The 24026-nt window shown below is 68.1% G+C and carries 29 protein-coding genes; 17 read left to right on the top strand and 12 right to left on the bottom strand.

The genetic code is table 11. The features are described 5' to 3' along the window. Nucleotides 1-47 precede the first annotated feature (47 nt). Complete coding sequence (locus tag MUH00_RS13985) at nt 48-1265, bottom strand: DUF7544 domain-containing protein (protein ID WP_246999550.1); 1218 nt, start codon at nt 1263-1265, stop codon at nt 48-50. A gap of 220 nt (nt 1266-1485) precedes the next feature. Between MUH00_RS13985 and MUH00_RS13980 the strand changes: the two genes are divergently transcribed. The 3 genes from MUH00_RS13980 to MUH00_RS13970 all read left to right on the top strand — a co-directional run bounded on the left by MUH00_RS13980 (nt 1486) and on the right by MUH00_RS13970 (nt 4718). Continuing rightward, complete coding sequence (locus MUH00_RS13980; RefSeq protein WP_246999548.1) at nt 1486-2295, top strand: RIO1 family regulatory kinase/ATPase domain-containing protein; 810 nt, start codon at nt 1486-1488, stop codon at nt 2293-2295. 111 nt (nt 2296-2406) lie between these two features. Then, complete coding sequence (locus tag MUH00_RS13975; protein WP_246999546.1) at nt 2407-2931, top strand: hypothetical protein; 525 nt, start codon at nt 2407-2409, stop codon at nt 2929-2931. Between the two features lie 203 nt (nt 2932-3134). Continuing rightward, on the top strand, nt 3135-4718 hold the full coding sequence (locus tag MUH00_RS13970; RefSeq protein WP_246999544.1) for an aldehyde dehydrogenase family protein: 1584 nt from the start codon (nt 3135-3137) through the stop codon (nt 4716-4718). Nucleotides 4719-4809: 91 nt separating this feature from the next. Here the strand turns inward: MUH00_RS13970 and MUH00_RS13965 are convergent, their stop codons facing one another. The 5 genes from MUH00_RS13965 to MUH00_RS13945 form a co-directional block, all read right to left on the bottom strand. Beyond that, the gene (locus MUH00_RS13965) at nt 4810-5223 is read right to left on the bottom strand and encodes a hypothetical protein (protein WP_246999542.1); all 414 of its coding nucleotides are present in this window, start codon (nt 5221-5223) and stop codon (nt 4810-4812) included. A gap of 89 nt (nt 5224-5312) precedes the next feature. Then, nucleotides 5313-5495, bottom strand: a complete 183-nt coding sequence (locus MUH00_RS13960) for an HVO_0649 family zinc finger protein (protein WP_246999540.1) — start codon at nt 5493-5495, stop codon at nt 5313-5315. A gap of 126 nt (nt 5496-5621) precedes the next feature. Continuing rightward, complete coding sequence (locus MUH00_RS13955; protein WP_425603011.1) at nt 5622-6926, bottom strand: ABC transporter permease; 1305 nt, start codon at nt 6924-6926, stop codon at nt 5622-5624. Beyond that, nucleotides 6926-8140, bottom strand: coding sequence for an FtsX-like permease family protein (locus MUH00_RS13950; RefSeq protein ID WP_246999538.1), 1215 nt, complete (start codon nt 8138-8140; stop codon nt 6926-6928). Before MUH00_RS13950 ends, MUH00_RS13955 begins: the two co-directional genes overlap by 1 nt. Beyond that, nucleotides 8137-8913 (bottom strand): ABC transporter ATP-binding protein, encoded by a 777-nt coding sequence (locus MUH00_RS13945; RefSeq protein ID WP_246999536.1) that lies wholly within the window; start codon nt 8911-8913, stop codon nt 8137-8139. Before MUH00_RS13945 ends, MUH00_RS13950 begins: the two co-directional genes overlap by 4 nt. Before the next feature lie 143 nt (nt 8914-9056). Here MUH00_RS13945 and glmU point away from each other — a divergent pair, with 143 nt between their 5' ends. After that, complete coding sequence (gene glmU / locus MUH00_RS13940; RefSeq protein WP_246999534.1) at nt 9057-10244, top strand: bifunctional sugar-1-phosphate nucleotidylyltransferase/acetyltransferase; 1188 nt, start codon at nt 9057-9059, stop codon at nt 10242-10244. 270 nt (nt 10245-10514) lie between these two features. Here glmU and MUH00_RS13935 read toward each other — a convergent pair whose 3' ends face one another. Beyond that, the gene (locus tag MUH00_RS13935; protein WP_246999532.1) at nt 10515-11657 is read right to left on the bottom strand and encodes a DUF1616 domain-containing protein; all 1143 of its coding nucleotides are present in this window, start codon (nt 11655-11657) and stop codon (nt 10515-10517) included. Nucleotides 11658-11780: 123 nt separating this feature from the next. Beyond that, nucleotides 11781-13997, bottom strand: coding sequence for a hypothetical protein (locus tag MUH00_RS13930; RefSeq protein WP_246999530.1), 2217 nt, complete (start codon nt 13995-13997; stop codon nt 11781-11783). A gap of 121 nt (nt 13998-14118) precedes the next feature. Here MUH00_RS13930 and MUH00_RS13925 point away from each other — a divergent pair, with 121 nt between their 5' ends. After that, nucleotides 14119-14499 carry a DUF8147 domain-containing protein gene (locus MUH00_RS13925; RefSeq protein WP_246999528.1) on the top strand — a complete coding sequence of 127 codons (381 nt, stop codon included), beginning with the start codon at nt 14119-14121 and terminating at the stop codon, nt 14497-14499. A 60-nt stretch (nt 14500-14559) separates the two neighbouring features. On the opposite strand, the gene dcd is transcribed toward MUH00_RS13925, so the two are convergent. Continuing rightward, on the bottom strand, nt 14560-15162 hold the full coding sequence (gene dcd, locus MUH00_RS13920; RefSeq protein WP_246999526.1) for a dCTP deaminase: 603 nt from the start codon (nt 15160-15162) through the stop codon (nt 14560-14562). 137 nt (nt 15163-15299) lie between these two features. On the opposite strand from dcd, the gene MUH00_RS13915 reads away from it, so the two are divergent. The 3 genes from MUH00_RS13915 to MUH00_RS13905 all read left to right on the top strand — a co-directional run bounded on the left by MUH00_RS13915 (nt 15300) and on the right by MUH00_RS13905 (nt 17234). Continuing rightward, nucleotides 15300-16115 (top strand): hypothetical protein, encoded by an 816-nt coding sequence (locus MUH00_RS13915; protein ID WP_246999524.1) that lies wholly within the window; start codon nt 15300-15302, stop codon nt 16113-16115. 63 nt (nt 16116-16178) lie between these two features. Beyond that, nucleotides 16179-16517 carry a peptidyl-tRNA hydrolase Pth2 gene (pth2, locus tag MUH00_RS13910; RefSeq protein ID WP_246999522.1) on the top strand — a complete coding sequence of 113 codons (339 nt, stop codon included), beginning with the start codon at nt 16179-16181 and terminating at the stop codon, nt 16515-16517. 54 nt (nt 16518-16571) lie between these two features. Then, a complete protein-coding gene (locus MUH00_RS13905) occupies nt 16572-17234 on the top strand; it encodes an alpha/beta hydrolase (RefSeq protein WP_246999520.1) in 663 nt (220 codons plus the stop codon). A 44-nt stretch (nt 17235-17278) separates the two neighbouring features. On the opposite strand, the gene MUH00_RS13900 is transcribed toward MUH00_RS13905, so the two are convergent. Both MUH00_RS13900 and MUH00_RS13895 read right to left on the bottom strand, forming a co-directional pair. After that, nucleotides 17279-17524: a hypothetical protein gene (locus tag MUH00_RS13900; protein ID WP_246999518.1), complete on the bottom strand. Its 246-nt coding sequence runs from the start codon at nt 17522-17524 to the stop codon at nt 17279-17281. A gap of 109 nt (nt 17525-17633) precedes the next feature. Next, complete coding sequence (locus MUH00_RS13895) at nt 17634-18338, bottom strand: DUF2270 domain-containing protein (RefSeq protein WP_246999517.1); 705 nt, start codon at nt 18336-18338, stop codon at nt 17634-17636. Nucleotides 18339-18447: 109 nt separating this feature from the next. Here MUH00_RS13895 and truD point away from each other — a divergent pair, with 109 nt between their 5' ends. Then, nucleotides 18448-19824, top strand: coding sequence for a tRNA pseudouridine(13) synthase TruD (gene truD, locus MUH00_RS13890; RefSeq protein WP_246999515.1), 1377 nt, complete (start codon nt 18448-18450; stop codon nt 19822-19824). 38 nt (nt 19825-19862) lie between these two features. Here truD and MUH00_RS13885 read toward each other — a convergent pair whose 3' ends face one another. Beyond that, nucleotides 19863-20381: a DUF8173 domain-containing protein gene (locus tag MUH00_RS13885; RefSeq protein WP_246999513.1), complete on the bottom strand. Its 519-nt coding sequence runs from the start codon at nt 20379-20381 to the stop codon at nt 19863-19865. A 193-nt stretch (nt 20382-20574) separates the two neighbouring features. Here MUH00_RS13885 and MUH00_RS13880 point away from each other — a divergent pair, with 193 nt between their 5' ends. The 8 genes from MUH00_RS13880 (at nt 20575) to MUH00_RS13845 (ending at nt 23844) form a co-directional block, all read left to right on the top strand. Continuing rightward, nucleotides 20575-21003 (top strand): zinc ribbon domain-containing protein, encoded by a 429-nt coding sequence (locus MUH00_RS13880; protein ID WP_246999511.1) that lies wholly within the window; start codon nt 20575-20577, stop codon nt 21001-21003. A gap of 104 nt (nt 21004-21107) precedes the next feature. After that, nucleotides 21108-21863 (top strand): DUF2103 domain-containing protein, encoded by a 756-nt coding sequence (locus tag MUH00_RS13875; protein ID WP_246999509.1) that lies wholly within the window; start codon nt 21108-21110, stop codon nt 21861-21863. A gap of 165 nt (nt 21864-22028) precedes the next feature. Next, a complete protein-coding gene (locus MUH00_RS13870; RefSeq protein ID WP_246999508.1) occupies nt 22029-22241 on the top strand; it encodes a hypothetical protein in 213 nt (70 codons plus the stop codon). A 118-nt stretch (nt 22242-22359) separates the two neighbouring features. After that, nucleotides 22360-22620 (top strand): eL43 family ribosomal protein, encoded by a 261-nt coding sequence (locus MUH00_RS13865; RefSeq protein ID WP_246999506.1) that lies wholly within the window; start codon nt 22360-22362, stop codon nt 22618-22620. 24 nt (nt 22621-22644) lie between these two features. Then, nucleotides 22645-22779, top strand: a complete 135-nt coding sequence (locus MUH00_RS13860; RefSeq protein WP_006181151.1) for a DNA-directed RNA polymerase subunit P — start codon at nt 22645-22647, stop codon at nt 22777-22779. Between the two features lie 4 nt (nt 22780-22783). Further along, on the top strand, nt 22784-23062 hold the full coding sequence (locus tag MUH00_RS13855; RefSeq protein ID WP_246999504.1) for a KEOPS complex subunit Pcc1: 279 nt from the start codon (nt 22784-22786) through the stop codon (nt 23060-23062). A gap of 134 nt (nt 23063-23196) precedes the next feature. Beyond that, entirely contained in the window at nt 23197-23595 is a 399-nt protein-coding gene (locus tag MUH00_RS13850) for a prefoldin subunit beta (RefSeq protein ID WP_246999502.1), read from the top strand. After that, nucleotides 23596-23844: a DUF3194 domain-containing protein gene (locus tag MUH00_RS13845; RefSeq protein ID WP_246999500.1), complete on the top strand. Its 249-nt coding sequence runs from the start codon at nt 23596-23598 to the stop codon at nt 23842-23844. The last annotated feature ends 182 nt before the right edge of the window (nt 23845-24026 follow it).

Raw genomic sequence — 24026 nt, 5'->3', positions numbered from 1 at the left:
CGCGCCGAACGCCGCGCGAACCGGCGGGAGCGGAGCGCTTTCGAGCGCTACCAGCCTCGATCGGAGCGATCGTCCTCGTCGCTCTCGTCGTTCTCATCGTCGGAGTGCCCCCACGGGTCGTCCCCGTCGCGGTCGGATCCCCACGAATCGGTCGACCGATCGTCTCCCGTACCCGCGTCCGTCCCGTCGTCCCACGCGCTCGACTCGTCTTCGTCGGCGGTTCCCCAGCGTCCGCCGGGGCGGCCCGGTTCGTCGGGCGTCTCCGCGCCCGCGGCCATCCCGCCGTCCGATCGGATGGCCGCGCGCTGGTCGGGGATCAGATCGAGGTCCGCGTCGGTGTCGCCGAGCAACAACAGCGCGTAGTACTTGAAGTAGGTGCGGACCGGCATCCAGACGACCGCGTAGAACAGCAGGTACGCGACGAGGGCGACGAGGCCGATCGGGATCAAGAGGTACAGCCCGGCGCCGCCCGCCACGTACGCCACAGCGCCGAGGACGAGAAACGGGATCGCGAGCAACAGCCCGCCCACGAGCAACACGAGCGAGATGCCGATATTCGCCACGAGGAGGATGATCCAGGCGAGTATCAGATACACCGCGTACTCGGCCCAGTTGGCCGTCCCCGTCCGCCAGAAGCGCCGCCACCCCCCGAGGACGCCCCGGTCTTCGAGCAACATGATCGGGGCGACGAACTCGGAGGTGAATCGCATCACGATCGCGTAGATCGCGTACCCGACGACGCCGACGAGCACTACCAGCGCGATCGAGCCGCCGAGTCGCTCCGGTGCGGGATCGAGAAGGATGATGTACGCCACGGGCCCCACCACGGCTAGGAGCAGCGGGAGCGTGAGCACCAGCCGGAAGCCGAACAGCCGCAGGCCGCGACCGACGTTGCGGCGCGCGTACCGTCTGACGCGAACCTCGGTCGTCCGCAGCGACTCGATGAAGACGAACTCCATGATCGCGCTGATCAGGCCGAAGACCAGCCAGAGGAGGATCACGAGGGCGAGCGCGATCGCCGCGTAGAACCAGAAATCCTCGGGAAGTTGCTCGATCGCGGAATCGATCCCGAACTCGGAACCGGATCCGGTCCCGGGATCGTCGGCGGGGGCTTCGAAATTGCCGGTCGGCGGCGAGGCGCCGCCGCCGAACCCGACGACGAACAGCACGACGATCGACAGCTTGAGCCACATCTTCGGGCGGACCGGGGTCAGCAGGTTTCTCGTCGCGTCGATCGCGTCCCCCAGATCGTCGATAGCGTCCATAGTTGCGAATACGTCGAGGAAGGTGAAAATGATACTGTTCTGTCGGGTGACTCGGTTCCCCGCGGAGTCGCTCGCCACGGGATCCGGTTCGGTCGCGATATCCGGCGAGCGCGTCACGACCGATCGCCGTCCGCGGGTCGGCGGACACCACCATCCGTTCGAACACATCTCGACGACGACAGTTCGGGAGGCATTTAACCTCGAGAGCCCTCTGTCAGGCATGGACATCCGCCAGCTCGCTCGAGGGAGCGTCGAATGGGAGCGCATCGAGCGCGTGATTCGGACGCTGGCGGCCCGGCACGACCGCGAGGCCGTCCGCGTCGAGTTCCTCGACGCCGACAACTGGCTCTCGACGCCCTGCGTGATCGACGACGAGTGGTTCATCAAGATCGTCTCGCGACAGAACGCGCTCGTCCACGCCGTCCTCACGACCGGCCGGAACGTCGGTGCGTTCACGTCCCGCACCGAGGGCTTCTTCGGGCGGTTCGACACGCCCCGCGAGATGGTCGAACACGAGTACGAGGCGACTCAGCGGATGCGCGAGATCGGCGTCAACGCCCCGCGGCCGATCGAAGCCTTCGAGGTCAACGGGCTCGGCGTCCTCGTCCTGGAGTACCTCCCCGAGTTCGAGTCGTTCGAGGACGTCCCCGCGTTCGTCGTCGAGAACCGATCCCGGGAGCTGTTCGAGATGCTAAAGACGCTCCACGATCACGGACTGGCCCACGGCGACCTGCGGGCCGAGAACGTCCTTATCTACGACGACGAACTCTACTTCATCGACGCAACGAACGTCCACGAGAACCGCGTCACCGAGACGTCGGCGTACGACCTCGCCTGTGCGCTCGCGATGCTCGAGCCCCGTATCGGCGCCCGCGCCGCCGTCGACGCGGCCGTCGCCGTCTACGATCCGTCCGCGCTGTTGCGCGCGCGACGCTTCCTCGATTTCGTCCGCCTGCGACCGGACCACGAGTTCGACTCGACGACGCTGCGCAGCGAAGTCGAAAAGGCGGCCGACCTCGGTCGCGGCTAGTTCGATCGAGCCCCTGTCTTCGAGCGGCCGCCCGGCGCCCATCTCCGACCTCCCGTCTCCCCGGCCGTTGCAGGCAGCAGCCGCTTTCGACGACCGGCGCTATCGTCGCGTATGGCTCCGACACCGTCCTTTTCCGACGACGACGTCGGCAAACGCGTCGAAACCGCCGCCGGCGAACCGATCGGCGTCGTCAAACTGACCGAGGACGAGACGGCGTACGTCGCGACAAAGGAGGGCGCGATCGACGCGATTCGCGCGGCTCACGACTGGGATCTCGACACCGAGGAGACGGTCCCGATCGACGCCGCCGCCGTCGACGCGGTCACCGCGGAGGCGATCCACCTAACGGAAGCGCCGTTCTCCACAGAGGGAACCGATCCGGTCTTCGATCGCGATGAGGGGACCGGCGGCCAGTTCGTCGACGGCGAGCGCCGGGAACTCGGCCCGGGCGCCGGCGAACCGGACGCCGACGACCTCCCGGAAGGCGAGGGCCGATCGGGCAAGGGCGTCCAACCCGAGACGGACGACATGCAGGAGTCGGGCGCCGAGCGCCACCCCGCCGAGGAGGAAGGTGACGAACCGGACGACGGCGAACGGACGGTCACGACGGATCGCGGTCGCGACGACGATCGGTGACGAATCGGTGACGACGCGTTAGACGTCGAACCCGACGGTACGCGCCGGTCGCGGAGATCGACCGCCCGCACCGAACGGGCGTTCGACGCCGGCGGAACCTGTTCGCCAGGGTCGGCGATCGGTCATCAAAGTACGGAATCGAGCACGGAGCGGTCGTGTAAGCGACCATCACTGTTTTCACCCCGCTCGTAGACGATTCGAATATGAGCCAGCAAGCCACGGAGCACGTGTACGGACACTACATCGGCGGCGAATGGGTCGACGGGAGCGGGTCGGACACGTTCGAGAGCGAGAACCCGGCGACCGGCGAGACGCTGGCGACGTTCCAGCGCGGCACCGTCGACGACGTCGACGCGGCGCTCGCGGCCGCCGAAGACGCCGTCGACGAGTGGCGGAACCTGTCGTACATCGATCGAGCGGAGTACCTCTGGGACATCTACCACGAACTGCGCGATCGCCACGAGGAACTGGGCGAGATCGTCACCAAGGAGTGCGGCAAGGAGATCAGCGAGGGCAAGGCGGACGTCACAGAGGCCTGGCACATGGTCGAGTGGGCGGCGGGCAACGCCCGCCACCCCCACGGCGACGTCGTCCCGTCCGAGATTCCGAGCAAGGACGCGTACATGCGCCGCAAACCGCGGGGCGTGATCGGCTGCATCACGCCGTGGAACTTCCCTGTCGCGATCCCGTTCTGGCACATGGCGATCGCACTGGTCGAGGGGAACACGGTCGTCTGGAAACCCGCGGAACAGACGCCGTGGTGCGGCCAGATCATCGCCGAGATGATGGCGGACGCCGGGGTTCCCGACGGCGTGTTCAACATGATTCAGGGCTTCGGCGACGCCGGCGCGGCGATCACCGACGACGAGCGCGTCGACACCGTCCTCTTTACCGGCTCGGCGGAAGTCGGCCACGAAATTTCGGGGAAAGTCGGCGGCGAACCCGGCAAACTCGCGGCCTGCGAGATGGGCGGCAAGAACGGGATCGTCATCACCGAGGAGGCCGACCTGGACGTCGCGGTCCACTCGGCGATCATGTCCTCGTTCAAGACGACCGGCCAGCGCTGCGTCTCGAGCGAACGGCTGATCGTCCACACGGACGTCTACGACGAGTTCACGGAGCGCTTCGTCGACATCGCCGAGGACGTCACCGTGGGCGACCCCCTCGACGAGGACACGTTCATGGGGCCCGCGATCGAGGCCGACCACGTCGAGAAGATCCGCAAGCACAACGAGTTGGCCCGACAAGAGGGCGCCGAGGTGCTCGTCGATCGGTTCGAACTCGACGCGGACGAGATCCCGGAGGGCCACGAGGACGGGGCGGCTGCTGCCGCCGATGGTGAGCGAAGCGGCAGCTTCGCGAACGGTCACTGGGTCGGCCCGTTCGTCTACGAGATCGACTACGACCCGGATCTGCGCTGCCTGAAAGAGGAGTGTTTCGGCCCCCACGTCGCCCTCATCGAGTACGACGGCGACATCGAGCGCGCGCTGGAGATCCACAACGACACGCCCTACGGGCTGGCCGGCGCGATCATCTCCGAGGACTACCGCCAGCTCAACTACTTCCGCGATCACGCGGAACTCGGGCTGGCCTACGCGAACCTGCCCTGCATCGGCGCCGAGGTCCAGCTCCCGTTCGGCGGCGTGAAGAAGTCCGGCAACGGCTACCCGAGCGCCCGCGAGGCGATCGAGGCCGTCACCGAGCGCACCGCCTGGACGATGAACAACTCGACGGACATCGAGATGGCCCAGGGGCTGTCGGCCGACATCACGACGCGCGAGGACTGAGCGCCGATCGGTCCCTCGAGCGCACCGCCGTCGAGTCGGAACGCGATCGACGGCGTCGATCGCCCCGGCGCGTGGCGGGGTCGCCGCCCGATTATTCCTCGGTCGGTTCGACGGGGACCTCGAGTGCGGCGGCCAGGATCGCAGTCTGCACCGTCCGAAGGTCCGAGTTCCGGATCGTCGCCGCGGCCTGGAACAGTTCCCGAGCGCGCGCGACGCGCTCCGGTCTGGCCGCGAGTTGCACGAGCACGAACGCGTCGGGATCGATCCGCGTCGCCGCGTCGAACGCCGCGTGGTCGTACAGCGCGGCGAACTCCGCGACGACGTCCTCGACGAGCGCGTCCGTCGCCTCGGCGCCCGGATCGCCCTCGGGGACCGAGTCTGCCGTCTCGTCGAAGTAGTCGTCGAGGTCGACGACGCCGGCCGTCTCGTACACCGACTCCGCGATCGCGTCGCGGACCGGCCGGGTCACGTACGCGCCGAACAGTTTGAACCGACCACCGGTCATCGTTCCCACCTTCGGGAGCGGCGTACAAATAAGTGCCAGCGGACGATCGCCTCTCGACTCCGCGAGTCGGGACCGAGCGCGAAGGAAGCTTACGCGAGCTTAAAGGTATGTTCGCGGCTCGCATCGCACCCGGGACAGACGTGGCGGTAGACGATTCGACTCCCGTCCGTCCGACTCTCCCAGTTGCCGCTCTCGTCGACGTAGCCGCACTCCGGACACTTCTTCTCGGTCGTCTCGTAGCGCCGCCGCACTCGTTCGAGGAGTGTTGTCATATAGCACAGTCCCGTCGCAGCGGGTAAAAAACGCCTGGTCAGCCCGGTACACTGTCTGCGTGGACTACGTGTTCGATCGTACTCGAACCGCGGCGTCGACCGGCGGGAACCGTACAAACCGACCGGTCAGATGTCCTGCAGAATCGGGCGGCGACCGAGCCGCCAGCCGGCGATCGCCGCAGCGATCGTGCCGGTGACGACCGCGATCGCGATCCCGCCGACGTAGATGGGTTCGGCCGTCCGGACGAGGCCCTCGAAGCCGACGACGGCCGCGGCGAGCCCGTTGAGCAGGCTCACGGCCGGCGGCGTGAGCGCGAGTCCGACGACCCCGCCGACGAATCCGATCGTCACCCCCTGGCCGATCACGATCGCGATCAACAGCGACGACGAGAGCCCCTGCGCTCGGGCCGCGGCGAACTCGCGCCGTTGCTGGAACACGACGAGCGACAGCAGCGACACCGTGAGCGCAACGCCCGCGCCGACCGCGAGCAACACGAGCGCACCGCCGGCCGCGAGGACGAGCACCTGCTCCTGGACGACCGCCTCGAGTTGCTCCTGGTTCGATCGGATCTCGTACTCCGGGTAGGACTCCCGGAGGTCCCGCTGGACGGCGTCGACGTCCGCGCCGTCCTCGCCGGTGATCGTGATGAACGTCGCGGGTTCGGTCCGGGTCGTCCCGGTCACCCGGTAAAGTTCGCTCAGCGGCATCGTCACAGTCGGCGCGCCGAGCATCCGCTCGAAGGTGGGCGAGATCCCGACGACGGTGAACTCGGTGTTGCGAGCGACCGAGAGCGAGCCGCCGACGTTGACCGTATCGCCGACATCGACACCGAGCGAGTTCGCCGTCTCCTCGTCGAGCAGGAGCTCGTTCGTCCGCGGGCCCTCGTAGGTCCCGTTCGCGTAGTGAGGGTCGCCGCTGAGCCCCGCTCCGTCGGTCACCCGGACGGACGACCCGCCGCCCGGAACGCCGGTGCCGACGAACGTCGCGAAATCGCCGTCGCCGGTTCCGACGTACACCGTCTCGAACGCGAGCGGAACCGCGGTGGCGACGCCGTCGTGAGCCTCCATCTCGCGGGCGACGGATCGCGAATCGTACAGCGAGTTCTCGAAGCCGCCGCCGCCGGAGGACGTCAACCGGGTTTCGCCCGCCGTCACCCAGAGATCCCGATCGGCCGCCGCGAACTGCTGTTGTCCCGTCTCGAGCACTCCGACGCCGGCCCCGGCGAGCAGCGTCGTCGCGAGGACGGCGAGCGCCACGCCGACGATCGCCAGCCCCAGCCGGAGCCGATGATGGCGGAGCTGTGCGAACGTCAGTCCGCCGGCGGCCCGGACGCGCTCGCGCACTCGGGCCAGCCGCCCGGATTCGGCGCTCGGACGGCCGGATTCGGCCCCCCGTCGCTCGGGTTCGGGCGCGTCGTCGGTCCTCCGCATCAGGGGACACCTCCGGTCAGTCGGCGTGTCGCCACGAGCAGCCACGGCAGCGACAGCAGTCCGATCGCGATCCCGACGGCGAGTCCGTAGGGGACGAACAGGGGCGTCGACTCGGCGATCGGCTCGCTCGTCAGCGTTCGGACGGCGAGCTCGTTGACGACCCGAATGACGCCGAGTCCGGCGATTCCGCCCAGGAGCCCGCCGACGGCCGTCGTCGCCAGCGTCTGGACGCCGACCAGCGCGAGCTGACTCCGGACGGAGACGCCGAGCGCGCCCATCGTCGCCAGCTGATCGCGATCGGCGACCAGTTCGAGGCCGGCGGTCGTGACGACGAACAGCGTGCCGATCGCGACGGCGACGACGACCGCCGCGAGCCCGAGCGCCAGCGGAAGGTCGGAGTCGAGCGTCCGGCTCGCCGCGAGTTCGCCGCGGGTGAGGACGGACGACTGCGGATACAGTCCGGCGAGGTCGTCTTTCACCTCGGGCGAGTTCGTGGACACTACGAACTGATCGGCCTGGTCGTGCCGATCGGCGCCCGAAAGCGTCTGGAGTTCGCTCAACTGCACCAGCGCGGTCGGAACGCCGCCGACGCGATCGGTCGACTCGTCGACTTCGGCGACGGTGAACGAGTCGTTTCCGGCGACCGAGAGCGGATCGCCGGTCGACGCCCCGAGGACGGACGCGGCGCTGTCGGAGAGGACGGCCTCGCCGGTCCACTCCCCGTCGTACCCGCCGTCGGCGTAGTACGGATCGCCCGGCGTCAGCGGCGCCGTCTCGACGCCGACGATCCGATCGATGTCCGAGTCGTTGACGACGCCGACGACCAGAACGTACTCCGTCGAGGATTCCGTCTCGACCCGCACGACCTGCATCAGGACCGGCGTGACCGAGTCGACCCCTTCGATGGCGGCGACCCGGTCGGTCGTCTCGTGGACGGACCCGAACTGCGGCCCGTCGGTCGCGACCAGCGGCGAGTCCACCCCGTTGCGCTCTGGAACGATCCAGTAGTCGACGTCGTCGTCGTAGACGGTCGTCCCGGTCGCGAGGCCGACGCCGATTCCGGTGACGGCGACCAGCAAGGCGATCGCGACCGCGACCCCGAGGACGCTGAACCGGGTCCGCTGTTGGGCCGTGTGCGTCGCTCGCGAGATCGTTCGCCGGACGCCGACGCCTGCGAGTCCGATCCACCGGACCAGACGCGCGCGAGGCCTCATGGATCGGTTCGAACCCGCGATTCCCGATCCGTTCGTCGGCCGTCTTTCAACCGGATCATCCGATCGCAGACGGCGAGCGTCTCCCGATCGTGGGAGGCGAGCACGACGGCGCGGTCCTCCGCGACGCGTTCGAACTCCCGGAGGATTCGCTCGCCGGTCTCCGTGTCGAGTTCGCCCGTCGGCTCGTCGGCGACGACCAGGGTCGGATCGGTGACGAGCGCGCGAGCGATCGCGACCCGCTGTTGTTCGCCCCCGCTCAGCTCCCGCGGGCGGTGGGTCACGCGGTCGCCCAGCCCCACTCGCTCGAGGAGTTCGGTCGCTCGGCGCCGCCGCTCGCGCTTGCGAACGCCGAGCTCGACCAGCGGCAGGGCGACGTTGGCGCGCGCCGACAGGGAGTCGAGCAGGTGGAAGTGTTGAAAGACGATGCCGACGTGCTCGAGGCGGTACCGCGCCCGCTCGCGAGTCGACAGCGACGAGAGGGTTCTCCCCCGAACCGAAACGGCCCCCTCGGTCGGTCGATCGAGTCCCGCCAGGAGGTGCAGCAGCGTCGACTTCCCGCTCCCGCTCGGGCCGGCGAGGCCGACGATCTCCCCGTCGGCGATCGTCAGCGAGACCGAATCGAGCGCGCGAACGGTCGGCGGCTCCGATCGGCCGAGCGCCCGCCCGAGGCGGCCCGGCTCCGTCCCCCGCGCGTAGCACTTCGTCACGTCGTCCGCGTCGACGACCGGGGGCAGGTCGTCCGAACGATCGGGAGAACCGGCGTGGGCAGCCATTAGCGGGACACTGATCTCGGATCAATTAACTCTCTCGATCGACATGTATCAACGTCGGAACGCGCGCCGGACTTCCGTCGTCCGGTGATCGGAGTACGCGAGCGAATCGCTTATAACTCGAATCCCGGTATCGTGACGTATCGATGATCGCTATCGTGCTCGCCGCCGGCGAGGGGACCCGGATCCGACCGCTTTCCGAATCGGTTCCGAAACCGATGCTTCCGGTCGCCGACCGACCGCTCGTCTCACACACTGTGGATGCAGCCGTCGACGCCGGCGCGACGGAACTCGTGCTCGTGGTCGGCTACGAAGCCGAAGCCGTCCGCGACTATTTCGGGGGAGAGTACCGCGGCGTCCCGGTTTCGTACGCCGTCCAGGAGGAACAACTCGGGACGGCCCACGCCGTCAACGCGGCCAGCGAACATATTGACGGGCCGTTCGCGGTGCTCAACGGTGACAACCTGTACGACCCGGACGCGATCGCGGCGCTGTTCGCGTCCTGTCCCGCAATCTGTGCGATCGAAGTCGACGATCCGCGTCAGTACGGCGTGTTGAGCGCCGATTCCGCGGGCGAGACCGTGACCGGGATCGTCGAGAAACCGGACGATCCGCCGACGAACCTCGCCAACGCCGGCGCCTACGCGTTCCCCGAGGAAGCGGCGGCGTGGCTCGAGGTCCCCGCGAGCGAGCGGGGCGAGTACGAGATCACGGACGTGGTCGCGCGGGTGATCGACGACCACGACGTGACCCCGGTCACGCTCCGCCGGTGGCTCGACGTGGGTCGACCGTGGGAACTGCTCGAGGCGAACGAGTGGAAACTCGGCGCCCTCGATCGACGGATCGACGGCGACGTGAGCGAGGACGCCCACCTGAACGGCGACGTCGTCGTCGAGGCGGGCGCCACCGTCAAACCCGGCGTCGTGATCGAGGGGCCAGCCCTGATCCGATCGGGGGCTACCGTCGGGCCCAACGCGTACGTCCGCGGCGCGACGCTCGTCGGCGAGGGCGCGAAGATCGGCCACGCCGCCGAAGTGAAAAACAGCGTTCTCTCGGCAGGCGCGTCGGTGAGCCACCTCTCGTACGTCGGCGACAGCGTGCTCGGCCGCGACGTCAACTTCGGCGCCGGCACCAACGTGGCGAACCTGCGCCACGACGACGCCGACATTCGGTTCACGGTGAAAGGTGAGCGGGTCTCGACCGGCCGTCGGAAGTTCGGCGTCGTCGCCGGCGACGAGGCCAAAACGGGCATCAACACCAGTCTGACCCCGGGACTGAAACTCTCCGGCGGGGCGACGACCCTCCCCGGCGAAACCGTCGATCGCGATCGATAACGGCACTTCGGGGCCTCCATTTTCGTATTCGAAGCGCTGAGAACACCACGAAAGCCCCTGGCGTTGAGCGGAAGCTTGCTTCCGCGATGCTCGGGAGAACGAAGCTCTCCCGTTGGTCTCCGGTCGAAGGGCTCGCTGCGCGCTCCTTCCAGTCGCATGCTTGCGTCCCCCATCTTCCCGGAGCACGGCAGGGGCTTTCGTGGTGATCTCACGAGCGCCGCAGGCGTCGAATGCGACACGATCACGATCGAATCGAGCCACCGATTCCGGTCAGGCGTCGGTATGGGCGCCCTCGTCCGCTTCAGCAGCCGCCTCTTCGACCGTCACCCAGAGGTGGGCGTGGTACTCCGTATCGTCTATCGACGGGTCCGCCGGGACGTCGCCGCCGGGGAACAGCAGCCAGACGATGCGGACGTTCTCGCCCGTCATCGTCGGCTCGATCTCGTGCGGGTGGTGCCAGGACTCGTTGTGCGCGAGTCGGGTCTCGAAACGATCGAGTTCGCGCTGCTCGGTGACGACCGTCTCGGTGACCGTCGTCACGTTACCGTCGGCCGTGGTCGTCTCGTTTTCCACTTGTTCGGTTCGCTGTTCGAGGACGACGATCGCGTAGTCGGTCGTCTCGTGCTCGTTATTGTCGACGCCGACGACGATCTCCGCGCTCTCGCCTCGGACGAACTCCGTCGGGTAGCCGTCGGCGACGAGGTCGCCCTCGTCGTTCTCGGTGAGGACGTAGACGGCGGAGAACTGCTCGCCCGGCGGCGGGGCGACGACCGCGAACCCGACGGCGGCGACGGCCAACACGATCGACGCGACTAGCAGGACGTTCAGGACGGCGTCGGTTCGCGTGTCGGGTTCGAGCAGTTCCGCGCGGCCCGCGCGATACCAGTTGCGATAGGGAACGGCGAACCGATCCTCGGTCGGAAGCTGCCAGCGCCGGTGTGCGGCGATCGCCGTCGCGGCGAGCGTGAACCCCGTCATCGCGACCATGATCGGGGACAGCCGGATCCCCCACGGAGTGAAATTCAACGCGAGGCCGATCAGCGGCGTGATCGCGATACTGAGGCCGAACGCGAGGGCCACGCGTTCGATCCCGTCGATCCCCGTTCGATCGGATGCCGGAACGAATCCCGCGGCGGTCTCCGGGATCGACCGCCCTGGGTCTCCCTCGGTTCCGGGTGCGCGATCGTCGGGCGGCGCTCCGGTCTCGGGAAAGAGCGCCGCCACGAAGACGTAACCGGGGACGAACAGGGCGAACGCGAGGCTGAGCGGGACCCGAAGCGGGGAGTCGCGAATCGCGGGCGCGAAGACGGCGACGTTGACCAGCGCCGTCACGGCGAGCGCCGCCGCGAGATCGGCCGGCAAGCCGCGCACGTGTCGCGGCAGCAGCAACCGGAGGGTCCGTCGATCGACCATTCACCCCTTCATCGGCGAGAGGACGATAAAAGTCGGTCGATCGACCAGTCGTAGAACGGAGCCGATCGGCTGCCCGCCGAATTCGGTACCGCCGGTCGCCCGACCGTCGACCCGGAGCCGGGGTCAATCGTCCGCGATCGGCGTCTCGGATTCGGTCGGCGGTGACGCCGCCTCGTCGTCACAGAGGGATCGAGCGACGTCGAGGAGCCGCGCCGCCTCCCGACGGGACACCGACTCGGGCGCGAACACCGCTCGTTCGTAAGTCTCCGTGATCGCGCGCAGTCGATCGCGATCGCGGGCGACGTCCTCGTCTCGATCGCCGACCGCGGTAGCCGCGGCGTCGTCGACGCCCCGTTCGGCAGCGACGTCGGCGTCCGCCGGGTCGAACTGCCGGTAGAACTCCCAGTGGGTGAGCGTTCCGGTGCCGATCGAATCCGGCGCGCAAGCCTGCCGAACGGCGGCGTAGCAGGTCCGTACCGCTCGTTCCGGCCGCCCGTCCGAAAGGTGCTCGCGCGCCCGGTCGAACAGCGCATCGACGAGCGCCGTCTCCGGCGTCCCCGACTCGGCTGCGGACGCCGCGGACGCGGTTCCGGCACCCGCCTCGGCCGACGGAGCGCGCGTCGATCCCACGCCCCGGGACCCGCGGTGGCGCCACCAGACCGCCGCTCCGACGCCCGCCAGCCCGATCGCGCCGACGAGAAGCGTCGACGGCGACACCGCAGAGAGCGCCCCCGCGAGAAGCGATCCGCCGCTTCCGGGCGGTCGGACCGTCGCCTCCGTCTCCGCCGCCGCGAGGTTCGTCTCCGGGTCGTCGTAGACGGCGACGACCGTCGCCTCGTCGTCGATCGCCGCCGCCGCGGTCACTCGCTCCGAAAATTCGCCGTTCGGCCCGGTCGCGACCGGGCCCGCTCGCGCGCCGTCGACCTCCACCGCGATCGACTGGTTCGGGACGTCCTGACCGTCGATCGTCGCGAGTCGGCCCTCGACCCTGAACTCGTCGTCGTCGATCGGGGTGACGTCGAGGCGCAGGTCGGTCTCGGTCTCGACGACGGACACCGATGTCGCGGCACTCGTCGCCGCGAGCGCGCGGTCGTCGTGGGGGAACGCGACGGTCAGCGATCGATCGCCGGCGGGGAGCGCCGCCGGAAGCCGAATCGAATCGGCGAACGCGCCGTCGGTGACGGCGACCGTGCCGATCGTGACGTCACCGACGGCGACCTCGAGTCGGACGTCGTCGACCGGAACGCCGTCGACCGAGAGGGTCCCCTCGACGGACAGCGACTCGTTGTACCCGATCGCGCCCGTCGTCTCGAGGTCGGCGATCGTCGGCTCGACCTGCTCGATCGAGGCGTTGACGGCGGTTTCGCTCCCGAGATACGCCGAGTGGGCCTCGGGAACGTACTCGACGGTGACGGTCGTCTCCGAGAGCCGCTGAGTGGTCGGTCGGTACTCGAAGTCGAGCGCGCCGTCGGCGTCCGTCCGCACGTCGATCGGGTGGCCGTCGATCTCGAGGCGCACCGTCTCGTTCGCGACGATCGAGTCGTCCGCCGTTTGGAGCTCCCCCCGAATCCGAATCGGATCGCTGAACGATCCCGTCTCCGCCTCGGCGTCGAGAACGAGCTCGGTCTCGACGAACTGTTCGGTCCGAACGACCGCCTGCAGTCGCCGGACGTTCGACACCGACTCCTCGACCGCGGCGGCGGAGTCCGAGGCGTTCGTCCCCGCCTCCGAGGAGTTCGCTCCGGACTTCGCGGCGATGATCTCGTAGTTCGTCACGACGGTTCCGCCGGTCGCCTCGATCTCCGCCGCGAGCGCCTCGAGTTCGCGGGCGAGGTCGCGAGCGCGGTCCTCCTCGCCCGCCTCCCGTGCGCGTTCGTACTCGGCGGTCGTTTCGTTGTAGGTTTCGACGAGATCGACCAACCGCGCCTGTTCGCTGGCCGTCTCGTCGAACACCGCAGCGTCCCCGTCGCCTCGGCTGCCGTCGTCCGATTCCCCGGCGACCTCGACGTACTGCTCGTACCGCTCCCGGTACTCCTCGCCGAGGTACTCGCGGGCCAGCTCGTACTCGCCCTCGTTGAGGGCTCGCGTGCTGTTCCGGAGCCGTTCGAGCAGCCGATTCGAGAGCCAAGCTTCGAGCTGGTCGGCGTCGCTTTCGCCCTCGTACTCGTCCGGGTGCCGGTGACGCACCGTCTCGCCGTCCCGTTCGGTCGCGTTCGCCGTCGCGATCGCGGCTCCCGAATCGCTCCCGGTCGACGCCGTCGCGCCGACGCCGATCGTCGCGGCGATCGGGAGCGAACACAGGAGCAAGACGGCGGCGAGCGCGCGGACGGCGTCGTTCACGAGCGGTGATTCTTTCCTCGGAACAAAAAGGTGTCTGCTCCCGTCGCGGCGCTCGACGCCCGACCGCACGAGGTGGGCTCTGTACGTTTATACGTCCGCCGACGAAACGTACGCCCGACCGATGGCAACTAGATCCGTCGTACTCGCGATCGCGTCGGGGTTCGCCACGTTTCTCCTCGTCGCGATCACCGTCACCCAAGTCGCCGGACAGTGGGTTGGATTCGCTCCGCTCCTCGGGCTCCCGATCGGCGCTCTCGCCGGGGCCGTCGCGACGGCGGCCGTCACCGCGGGGCTCACGGGCGACGTCCCGCCGCGACAGCGCCGCTTCACCGGCGCGTTCGCCGGCTTCACCGTCGGCTTCGTCGTCGGCTTCATCCTGGCGATGCAGGTCGTCTCGCTCGGGGGACGGCCGTCGTTCGGCGCCGGCGCCGTCGTCGGACTTCTCGCCGCCGCGTGGGGATCGCAACAGGGCGAGCCGCTGCACCTCGAAGAACAGCCCTGACTCGATTCGAGCCGAGCGATCGACCCGCAACTCGTCCCGTAGCGCTCGGTTGCGTCCGGGTCAGTTCTCGCGCGCCAGCTGATCGCCGCCGAACTCGTCGTCGCTTTGGATCCGCGAGGCCTGCGGGCCGGTCTGGTCCTGGTACTTCGAGCCGCGATCGCTGCCGTAGGGTCGTTCGGCGGGCGTTTTGAGCTCCGTGAAGGTCAGCTGGGAGATGCGCATCCCCGGCGTGAGCGCGACGGGCGCGGAGCCGAGGTTCGAGAGTTCGAGGGTGATCTGTCCGCGGTAGCCGGGATCGCACAGGCCCGCGGTGGCGTGGACGACGACGGCGAGGCGGCCCAGCGACGATCGGCCCTCGACGTGGGCGATCAGGTCCGACGGGATCTCGACGCGCTCGTAGGTCGTTCCGAGCACGAAGTCGCCGGGGTGGAGGATGAAGTCGTCCTCGTCCTCGACGACCGTCTCGCTGACGTACTCGTCGACTTCTCGTTCGGAGTCGGGGTGGATGCAGGGGATGTTCGTCCGCTGGAACTCGAGGAACTCGCGTCCCAGTCGGAGATCGACGCTCGCGGGCTGAATCTGGAGCTCGGGATCGTCGAGGGGATCGACGACGAGGTCGCCGTCCTCGAGCCGGTCGAGGATGTCCGCGTCCGAAAGGATCATATCGAGTAAGAGCGAGCCACGGGGCCCTAAATCACCCGATCCGCTGCGGGCAGAACGGGTCAGTGAAACCGGATTTGCCGAGCGGGTTCCGATTTCAGCCCGAACCGATTTGTACGACGCGTTCCGTACGGGGTCGCATGGGTGGGACGCAGGACCGATTCAACGGCGATACGCGGGTCTTGCATCAACGAGCGGTCAGAACGCCGCTCCCCGACGCGGAGGCGGAGCGGCTCTTTCACGAGAACATGATGACGATCGCGGACGCACAGGAGCGGAAGGCGGAGCTGCTCGCCGATCCGGACGTCCCGTTACTCGTCGCCTACGAGGAGGAAGTCGACCGCATCGCCGAGAGCTTCGAAGGGCGGCTCCGACGGGTCGCGGGCGACAACTACGGGGAGGCCGCGATCGCGTACCATCTCGGGGAGCGCGACGACAGGGTCGGGGCGATCGCCGCGTACTACCTCGAAGCGCTCTGGCGGCTCCAGCAGCAGGCCACGGTGACCGACATGGTGTTCTCGCCGCTGATCCTCCGCTACCCGGACAGCTTCACGGTGAACGTTCGCTTCGCCGGCGAGTACGCCGACCCGGACTCGGTCCGCTACGAATCCCCGGAACACTCCTCGGAGGAACTGGCCGAGGAGTACCTCGAGACCTACTACGCGGAGAGCCAGTACTCGCAGCGCCAGGCCGCGGCGTTCCACCGTGAGGCGGCGGCGATACTCCGCGACCAGTTCCCCGATCCGGACGAAGTTCCCTTCGAGGAGCGCAAGTACGGCGGGATCGTCTCCGCGGGCAGCCGGCGAGGGTCGACCTTCTCGGCGATGCTCAAACCCGTCGAACCGGACCGCGATCGATTTTCGGAGCCGGTCGCGGAAACGACGCTCGTCGGGGCCGGCGCGGAGGCGAGACGAACGGAACGGGCCCTTCGTTTCGGCGGCGAGATCATTCGCTGACCGGAACGGCGCCGAACGGGACGGATAGTCAGGGCTAAAGGCGCTCCTGTCATCGGTTCGGCCATGAAACAGGCCATCGTCGCTCGCACCGACATCGGCATGGGCCAGGGGAAACTCGCCGCGCAGGTCGCCCACGCGTCGCTGTCGGCCTACGAGAAGGCCGACGCGCAGTTGCAGCGTCAGTGGAAACAGGGCGGCCAGAAGAAGGTCGTCCTCAAGGGCGAGAACGAGCGCCAGCTGCACGAGCTCTCGGCGATCGCAGATAGCGAGGGGATCCCGAACGCGATCATCCGCGACGCGGGCCACACCCAGCTCGAACCCGGCACCGTCACCGCGCTGGCCGTCGGGCCGGCCGCGGACGACCGCGTCGATCGGGTGACCGGCGATCTCTCGCTGTTCTAGGCTCCGTTCGCCGACTCGCCAACCTCTTTTCCGTCGCGAGCCGTTGCGTCCGGTATGGTTACCGGTCCACACAGCGATCAGCCGATCGAACGCGCGGGATCGTCGCTCGCCGACGCCTCGGCGGCGGTGATCCTCGTCCACGGGCGCGGCGCACGCGCCAGCGGGATGCTCGGCATGGCGAACGAAATCGGCCGCGACGACGTCGCGTACGTCGCGCCGCAGGCCCGGCGCGGCAGTTGGTATCCGAACTCGTTTCTCGCGGACCTCGAGTCGAATCAGCCGCACCTCGACTCCGCGCTCGAGTTCATCGGCGAAACGGTCGAGGCCGTGACGACGGGCGATCTTGACGACGCCGGAGACGGGCTCCCGCTCGATCGGATCGTGCTGCTCGGCTTCTCGCAGGGCGGCTGCCTCGCCACGGAGTACGCGGCCCGCAACGCCGATCGGTACGGTGGCGTCGTCGCCCTGAGCGGCGGTCTGATCGGCCCCGAGGACACGCCACGGGAGTACGACGGCTCGATGGACGGCACGCCGGTGTTCATCGGCTGCGGCGATCGGGATCCGCACATCCCGGTCGATCGGGTCGAGGAGTCGGCGCGGGCGTTCGAGGCCCTCGACGCCGACGTGGAGACGCGGATCTACGAGGGCGTCGGCCACACGGTGCTCGAGGACGAACTAGAGTACGTCAGGGGCCTCGTCGCGGACGTCGCGGACTGAGCGGACCGACGGTTCGGCGGCTGAGACGCGGACGGAACGCCTCGTCAGCCGCCGAGCCAGCCCGCGGCGACGAGGAGCACGATCGTCAGCGCGGTCGCGGCGGCGAACGCGGTTCGCGTCGAGAGAGGGCGATCGACGCGGACGAGCGCCCACAGGAGCACGGCGACCGCGCCGATCCCGATCCAGACGCCGAATCCGGGCCCGTCGCCGGCGACGAACGACGCGACGACGATCCCGGCGCCCGTTCCGACAACCGCCGTAATCGCGCTCCGATCGTCGGACGAGACCATACGATCGGATCGTCAAGCAGGCTGATAAGACGATCGATCCGGAGCCTCGATCGATGGTGGACGGCGGGTCCGCTCTGACGGTTCGATCGCCGTGAGGTGGGCCGGCGGGTTACCGGAACTTCCCGACGTCCCGCGCGTGGAGTTCGTCTTCGGCCAGCCACGTCCGCGGCCGGAAGGCGATGACGACGGCGACGATGTACACCACGCCGAGCAGACCGGCCATCGCGACACCGGAGAGCGGTCCGATCGCCGCGCTTTGGGGCCACGGGGTCGACGAGAACGCGGTGACGTGGATGAACCACGCGCCGAGCATCACGGTAAAGAGCAGCAGATAGATCCGCCGAAGTCGGTGGGCGATCGCCTCTTCGGTGGTGATCTTGATGACGGGCGTGCGGTAGTCCTGGCTCAGTTTCCTCCGCCACTCGAGATCCGCGAGTCCCGCGGACGGATCGAGGCCGTACGCGAAGACGTTCTTCTGGAGGATTCGGACGCGACCGCGCCAGAGGTCGTAGGCCCGGTAGCGCTGTGCCTCCATGAATAGGAAGGCTCCCAGCGCCGCGATTCCGAGCAGAATAATGTAGTGGGGCCGATCCTCGCCGGAAAAGCCCCACGTGAGGACCCCGCTCATGACGATCACCGCCCAGTTCGAGGTCCGATCGAGCCGTTCGCGCCAGTACTTCATCCGGTGGATCTCGCCGCGGTAGAGGTGGGCCATCGCCGAACTCGGTCCCATCTCCTCGTCCAACAGTCCGGCGCCCACCTCCCGGTGCTCGGTATCGGTCGGATCGACGTCCTTGGCCGATGTCGAAGCCATCACTGCTCGCTACCACCGCCGGGCCCATAGAGGGAGTCTCGGCAAGTGAAACCCCGAGCGCGAGAACGAACCGATTTACCTGCGCCACCCCAAGCCGCCCGCAACGAGCATGCGCCCAGCCCACCCCACAGAGCGGACCGTCGGTATGGAGTACTACGTCAGCGACGCCGACGGGATCGGCGGTCGCCTGCGCGAGGCGGACGAGCACTTCCGGGTGCGCGAACTCGAACGGTTCGAAACCCGGCCCGCGGACGCGGACACCGACGCCTACCCGCACCTCGTCTTCCGCGCGACGCTGCGCGGGTGGGACACCAACGACTTCGCGAGCCGGCTCTCGGACGCGATCGGCGTCTCGCGCGAGCGGGTCGACTGGGCCGGCACGAAGGACAAGTACGCCGTGACGACGCAGCTGTTCTCGGTCTACGGCGCCGATCCCGCTGACCTGCCCGACGTCGACGGAGCCGACATCGAGGTGCTCGGCCGCGCGGGCCGATCGATCGAGTTCGGCGACCTCGCGGGCAACGCCTTCGAACTCGTCGTCACCGATCCCGAGCGGTCCGAGAACGCGGAGTCGATTACGGACGAGTTGTGCGAGTTCGGCGGCCTGGAGCCGCAGCGGAGACGCGGTTCCGGAACCGAGGCGGATCCGAACGCCACCCCGATCGGCGTTCCCAACTTCTTCGGCCAGCAGCGGTTCGGCAGCCGACGGCCGATCACCCACGAGGTCGGCCTCGCGATCGTCCGCGGCGACTGGGACGGGGCGGTGATGGCCTACCTCGGAAACCCGACCGACGCGGAACCGGCGTCGACGCAGGAGGCCCGATCCTTCGTACAGGAGACGCGAAACTGGCAAGCGGCCCTCGATCGCTTCCCGAACAGGCTGCGATACGAACGATCGATGCTGCACGAACTGGCCGAGGCGGACGGCGAGCCGGGTCCCGAAACGTTCCGGGCGGCCCTCGAACGATTGCCCTCGAACCTCCAGCGACTGTTCGTCCACGCCGCCCAGTCGTACGCGTTCAACCGGATGCTGAGCGAGCGGCTCGAACGCGGGTTGCCGTTCGATCGACCCGTCGCCGGTGACGTGGTTTGCTTTGCGGACTCGGACGCTCCCGAGGGACTCGTGCTGCCCGATACGGACCGGCTGCAGCGGGTCGACGATCGGCGGGTGAACTCGGTGACGCGCCACTGCGAGCGGGGCCGGGCGTTCGTGACCGCGCCGCTGGTCGGCACCGAGACGGAGCTCGCAGACGGTGAGCAGGGCGAGATCGAGCGGACCGTCCTCGACGACCTCGATCTCGAACCCGCCGATTTCGACCTGCCCGGCGAGTTCCACTCGACCGGAACGCGACGGGCGATCCTCGTCCAGACGCGGGTCGAGGTCGAGTCGGATCCGCTCGCGCTCTCGTTTTCGCTGCCCAAGGGATCCTACGCGACGGTCGTCCTTCGGGAGTACCTGAAGGTCGATCCGATCGACCTCGGGTGAAACCGCGATCATCCGGGCGGCCCTAGGTGGACTCGCCGTTACTCGAAGTACGTCCGCAGCACCGTCCCGAAGCCGGTGGCACCGATCGCGAACGCGATGAGGCCGCCGATCCCGGTCAGCGTGAGCAGGCCGTTGATCCCCGCGCCGACCAGCAGGGGTTTCAGCCAGCCGTCCCCGCGGCCGACCAGTCGCTCGCCGATCGCGAGGTAGGCGAACACCGACCCGATCGCCCACACGAGGTAAGCGGCGATCGCGAGCGGAATGGCGACGAAGATCCCAATGATCGTGATCGCGAACAGGACCGTCAGGATGATGACGGCCAGGAGGGCGAGGAGTCCGTAGATGAACGACCCGATCGGATCGTCGAGCACGACATCCGTCATCCGGTCCGTGTAGTCCGGTGCGATCGCGATCAGGATCGCGCCGATCACCAGCGTCGTCAGGAACGCCCCGATCGCACCGCCGACGAGACCGACGGGTGTGCCGACGTCGACGTTGATTCCGTCGACCTGCGCGACCGCCGCGACCGTCGTGAACGTCCACACGAATCCGTTCATACCTCACTCTCGCACCGGAAGGAGATAGCCTCGCGTATCCTGGTGCGACGTGCCGAGCGAACGGTGAGCGCGGGCCGGGAGACGGACTGCCGGCAGTTCGTGCGCTGCGGGGCGTCGCCCGACGGGTTAGGCGAACCGACAGTCACGCGCGGCCGGTAGGAAGGTTTTGCCAACGCCCGTCCTAAGTGGAGCCATGCGAAGCAATCGCCTGCAACGAGAGATCGACACCCTCGTAGCACAGGGCTGGGCGATCGAAGACGAAGCGCCCGATCGGGTCGTGATGGTCGATCGCGAGTTCGGGTCGGTCGCCTCCCACATCGTCGTGGCGATGCTGACGATCTGGTGGACCATGGGGCTTGGAAACGTCCTCTGGGGCGCGTACAACTACGCCGCCAACTCGCGGCGTCGGGTGCTCTGGGAGCGGCAGCTCGACTGCCCGAACTGCGGCGCGACGGTTTCCGAGGACGTCGCGTACTGCCCCTCCTGCGGGAGGGACGTCGAGGCGGAACCGGTGGTCGACACCGACGTCTGTCCCGAGTGTGATGCCGTCGTCGGAGACGACGCTCGATACTGTCGGGCCTGCGGAGCGAAACTCGCCGACGCGACGGAATCCGCGGGGTGACCGACGTTTGTCGACCGATCGCTCCCGACCGCGGCGAGACGGACGGTGAAATCGACCCGGTCGAAAACACGCTCGTTTTATCGCCGCGGACGAACACACGCGATATGGAGTGTCGCCACTGCGCCTCGCCGCTCGAGAAACCCGGCGACTTCTGTCTGATCTGCCGGGAGGCGAACACCGAGGCGGTGGTCCTCGACGCGTCGCGTGATCGAGCGACGCTGACGATGCTGGCCGGTGGCGACACGGACCCCGATCACACCGAGAACGCGACGGACGACGTCCTTGGCGAGACAACGATCACGACGACGCCGGAGGACGACGGCGAGAACGAGGTCGTCGAACTCCGCAACTTCGCGGGGCTGATCGGCGACGAGATCCGGCGCAAGCGACCCGCGGAGGTGTACGCCGCCGGGACCCGATCGGTGATCCGGGCCGTCCGGGACGACATTCACTATCCCTTCTACCGCGTCGACGGCGAGGACCCGGTCCAGTCGGTGCTCGAGCGGCGCGGCAGTCGAGCCCTGGACGTCGTCGAGACGCCACCCGCCGAGAAGATCGGCGGCAGCCACACGACGCTCATCGGCGGCCGAACCGGGATGCGGGCGATCCAGACCGTCGCCGGTCACCCGCACGTCAAGAAGGTGATCCCGGGGCCGATCGACGCCGGCGGGAAGGGGTCCCAATCCGGGCTGCGGGCGAAGGTGACCCGCGCCGACGACGGCGGCAACGTTCGAATGCTCCTTCGCGACGGTTCGAGCGTCCAGGAGAACCGCGTGGTGACGACCGCCCGCGATCGGGAGATGGGCGAGCGGATCCGCGAGGATTTGAACGAGGCGCTCGAATCGGCGGAATTCCGGTAGATTCGGATCCCGACTGCGCCGCTTCGACAGTTCGTGCCCGCGATCGCGGCGCGTTGGCCGGCGGCGACCAGAACCGGTGAGAGATGGTCACGAGCCGATGGAAGTGACACTCTCTGCTGGTTGTCCACCCCTTATCCGGCTCACTGTAATTAGATATAATTAGCTATGATCGAGCGACCGGACGTCGTCCTGGCTGCGATTCCGCTGCTCGCGGTGAGCGGACTCGCGCTCCGATTGGTGATCGCACTGACGGGAGTCGGAACAGGACTGCTCGCCGCCCCGCTGGCGATGGTGGGGTACCTCGCCGCGCTCGCGCTGGTCATCGGGGAGTTGCTCGTCGGGCCGGTCGCCGAGCGATCCGCCGAGGAATCGTCGTAACGTCTCACGGCTGTCGCCGTGGACGTTCCCCTTGCACTCGCCGCGAACGGGTGACGGTCGCCCACTATAGCCGTGACTCAACAGGTTTAAGAAGCCGGTGACGATAGTGAGCAGTACTATGGCCGATAAAGGAACCGTCGGCAGCGCGGGCCGCTTTGGCGCCCGGTACGGCCGCGTTGCGCGACGTCGCGTCAGCGAGATCGAAGACGAGATGAAACACGCGCAGGTCGACGGCGACGACGTTACGCGCGTCGGAACTGGCATCTGGAAGAACGAGGAGACCGGCGACGTCTTCACCGGCGGCGCCTACCGCCCGCAGACGCCCGCCGGCCGGACCGTCCGCCGCTCGATTCGCGCCGCACTGGCCGACGACGAATAATCCGCGCTCGCACACCACTCCAGTATGAGCTACAAATGTTCTCGCTGTAAACGCGACGTCCAGCTCGACGAGTACGGCGGGGTCCGCTGTCCCTACTGCGGCCACCGCGTGCTCCTGAAAGAACGCAGCCGCGACGTCAAGGAAGTCGACGTCCAGTAAGCCGGTGGCTTCTCACGACGCAACCCTCGAGCTCGAGTACGAGACCGCGTCTCGCGCACGGACCGTGGCCGAGAGCGTCGCCCGCGAAGTCGGCGAGATCGACGACGACCGGTCGCGAACGACGATCGACCGCGACGAGACGCTGGTCCGGGTTGAGATCGTCGCCGCCGACGTCGTCGCCCTCCGAGCGGCGCTGAACACCTGGTTTTCGCTGATCGACGTCGCGGAGCGCACCGCGGACGTCGGATCGGCGATCGTACCCGACGGCGATCGGCCGACCTAGCCGCCGGTCGGCGACCGTCGTCGTACGCACCTTCCGAATAGCCCGTAAACCGGACCGACAGGCCGAATACTCGGCGTCGGCGACGACGATCGGCAAAGCTTGGCTTTATCAGTCCGGAGGGCGACGGACGAAACATGCAAGGCAATCTGCCGCCTGAAGCACAGGAGAAAATCGAAGAGCTGCAGGGACTCCAGGAAACCGCCCAGGAAGTCGCCGTGCAAAAGCAGGAGGCCGAGTCGCGGCTGAACGAGTCCAAGAGCGCCCTCGACGAACTCGAGAATATCGATGAGGAGACGATGATGTACCGGAACGTCGGCGAACTCCTCGTCGAAACGAACTACGACGAGGCCCAGGAAGACCTCGAGGACAAGGTCGATACGCTCGAGATCCGCCTCGAGACCCTGGAGAAGCAGGAAGACCGTATCCAGCAGCAGTTCGAGAACCTTCAGGAGGACCTCGAAGAACTGCTCGGCGGCGGTGCGATGGGCGGCGGCCCGGCCGGCCCCGGCGGCCCCGGCGCCGGCGGCGCGTAGATGAGCGCGGACGAACCGACCGACGAGGAGGTCGTCCGGACGGCGGCCGACGCCGCGGAGGGGCTCATCTTCTCCCGGTACAAGCAATCGGCAGTGCGTGACGTCGACGTCACCGTGACCTTCGAGGACGGCGTCCTCGAGGTCGACGTCTACCTCAACGCCCCCGACGACGACGTCGATCCCGATCGGGTCGCCGACGACGCGGCTCTCGCCGCGCGGGAGGCCGTCGACGACCTCTTCGGCGAGTAGGGAGCCGAACCGTTCTTCTCCGGAAGCCACACCGCCAGAGGCATCGTTCGGGATTCGATTCCGACGGCCCACGTCCCCTCCCGGTACTCGATCCGCCGCGGGAGGTACCCGAAACGATTTTGTGCCAGCGCAGTGACGTTCGGTCCGAGCACGATGGAGACCTCTTCCTTTCGCTGAACCGG

It is taken from the genome of Halosolutus gelatinilyticus (assembly GCF_023028105.1).
Lineage (GTDB): Archaea > Halobacteriota > Halobacteria > Halobacteriales > Natrialbaceae > Halosolutus > Halosolutus gelatinilyticus.
This window is presented reverse-complemented; position numbering and strand designations above follow the sequence as displayed.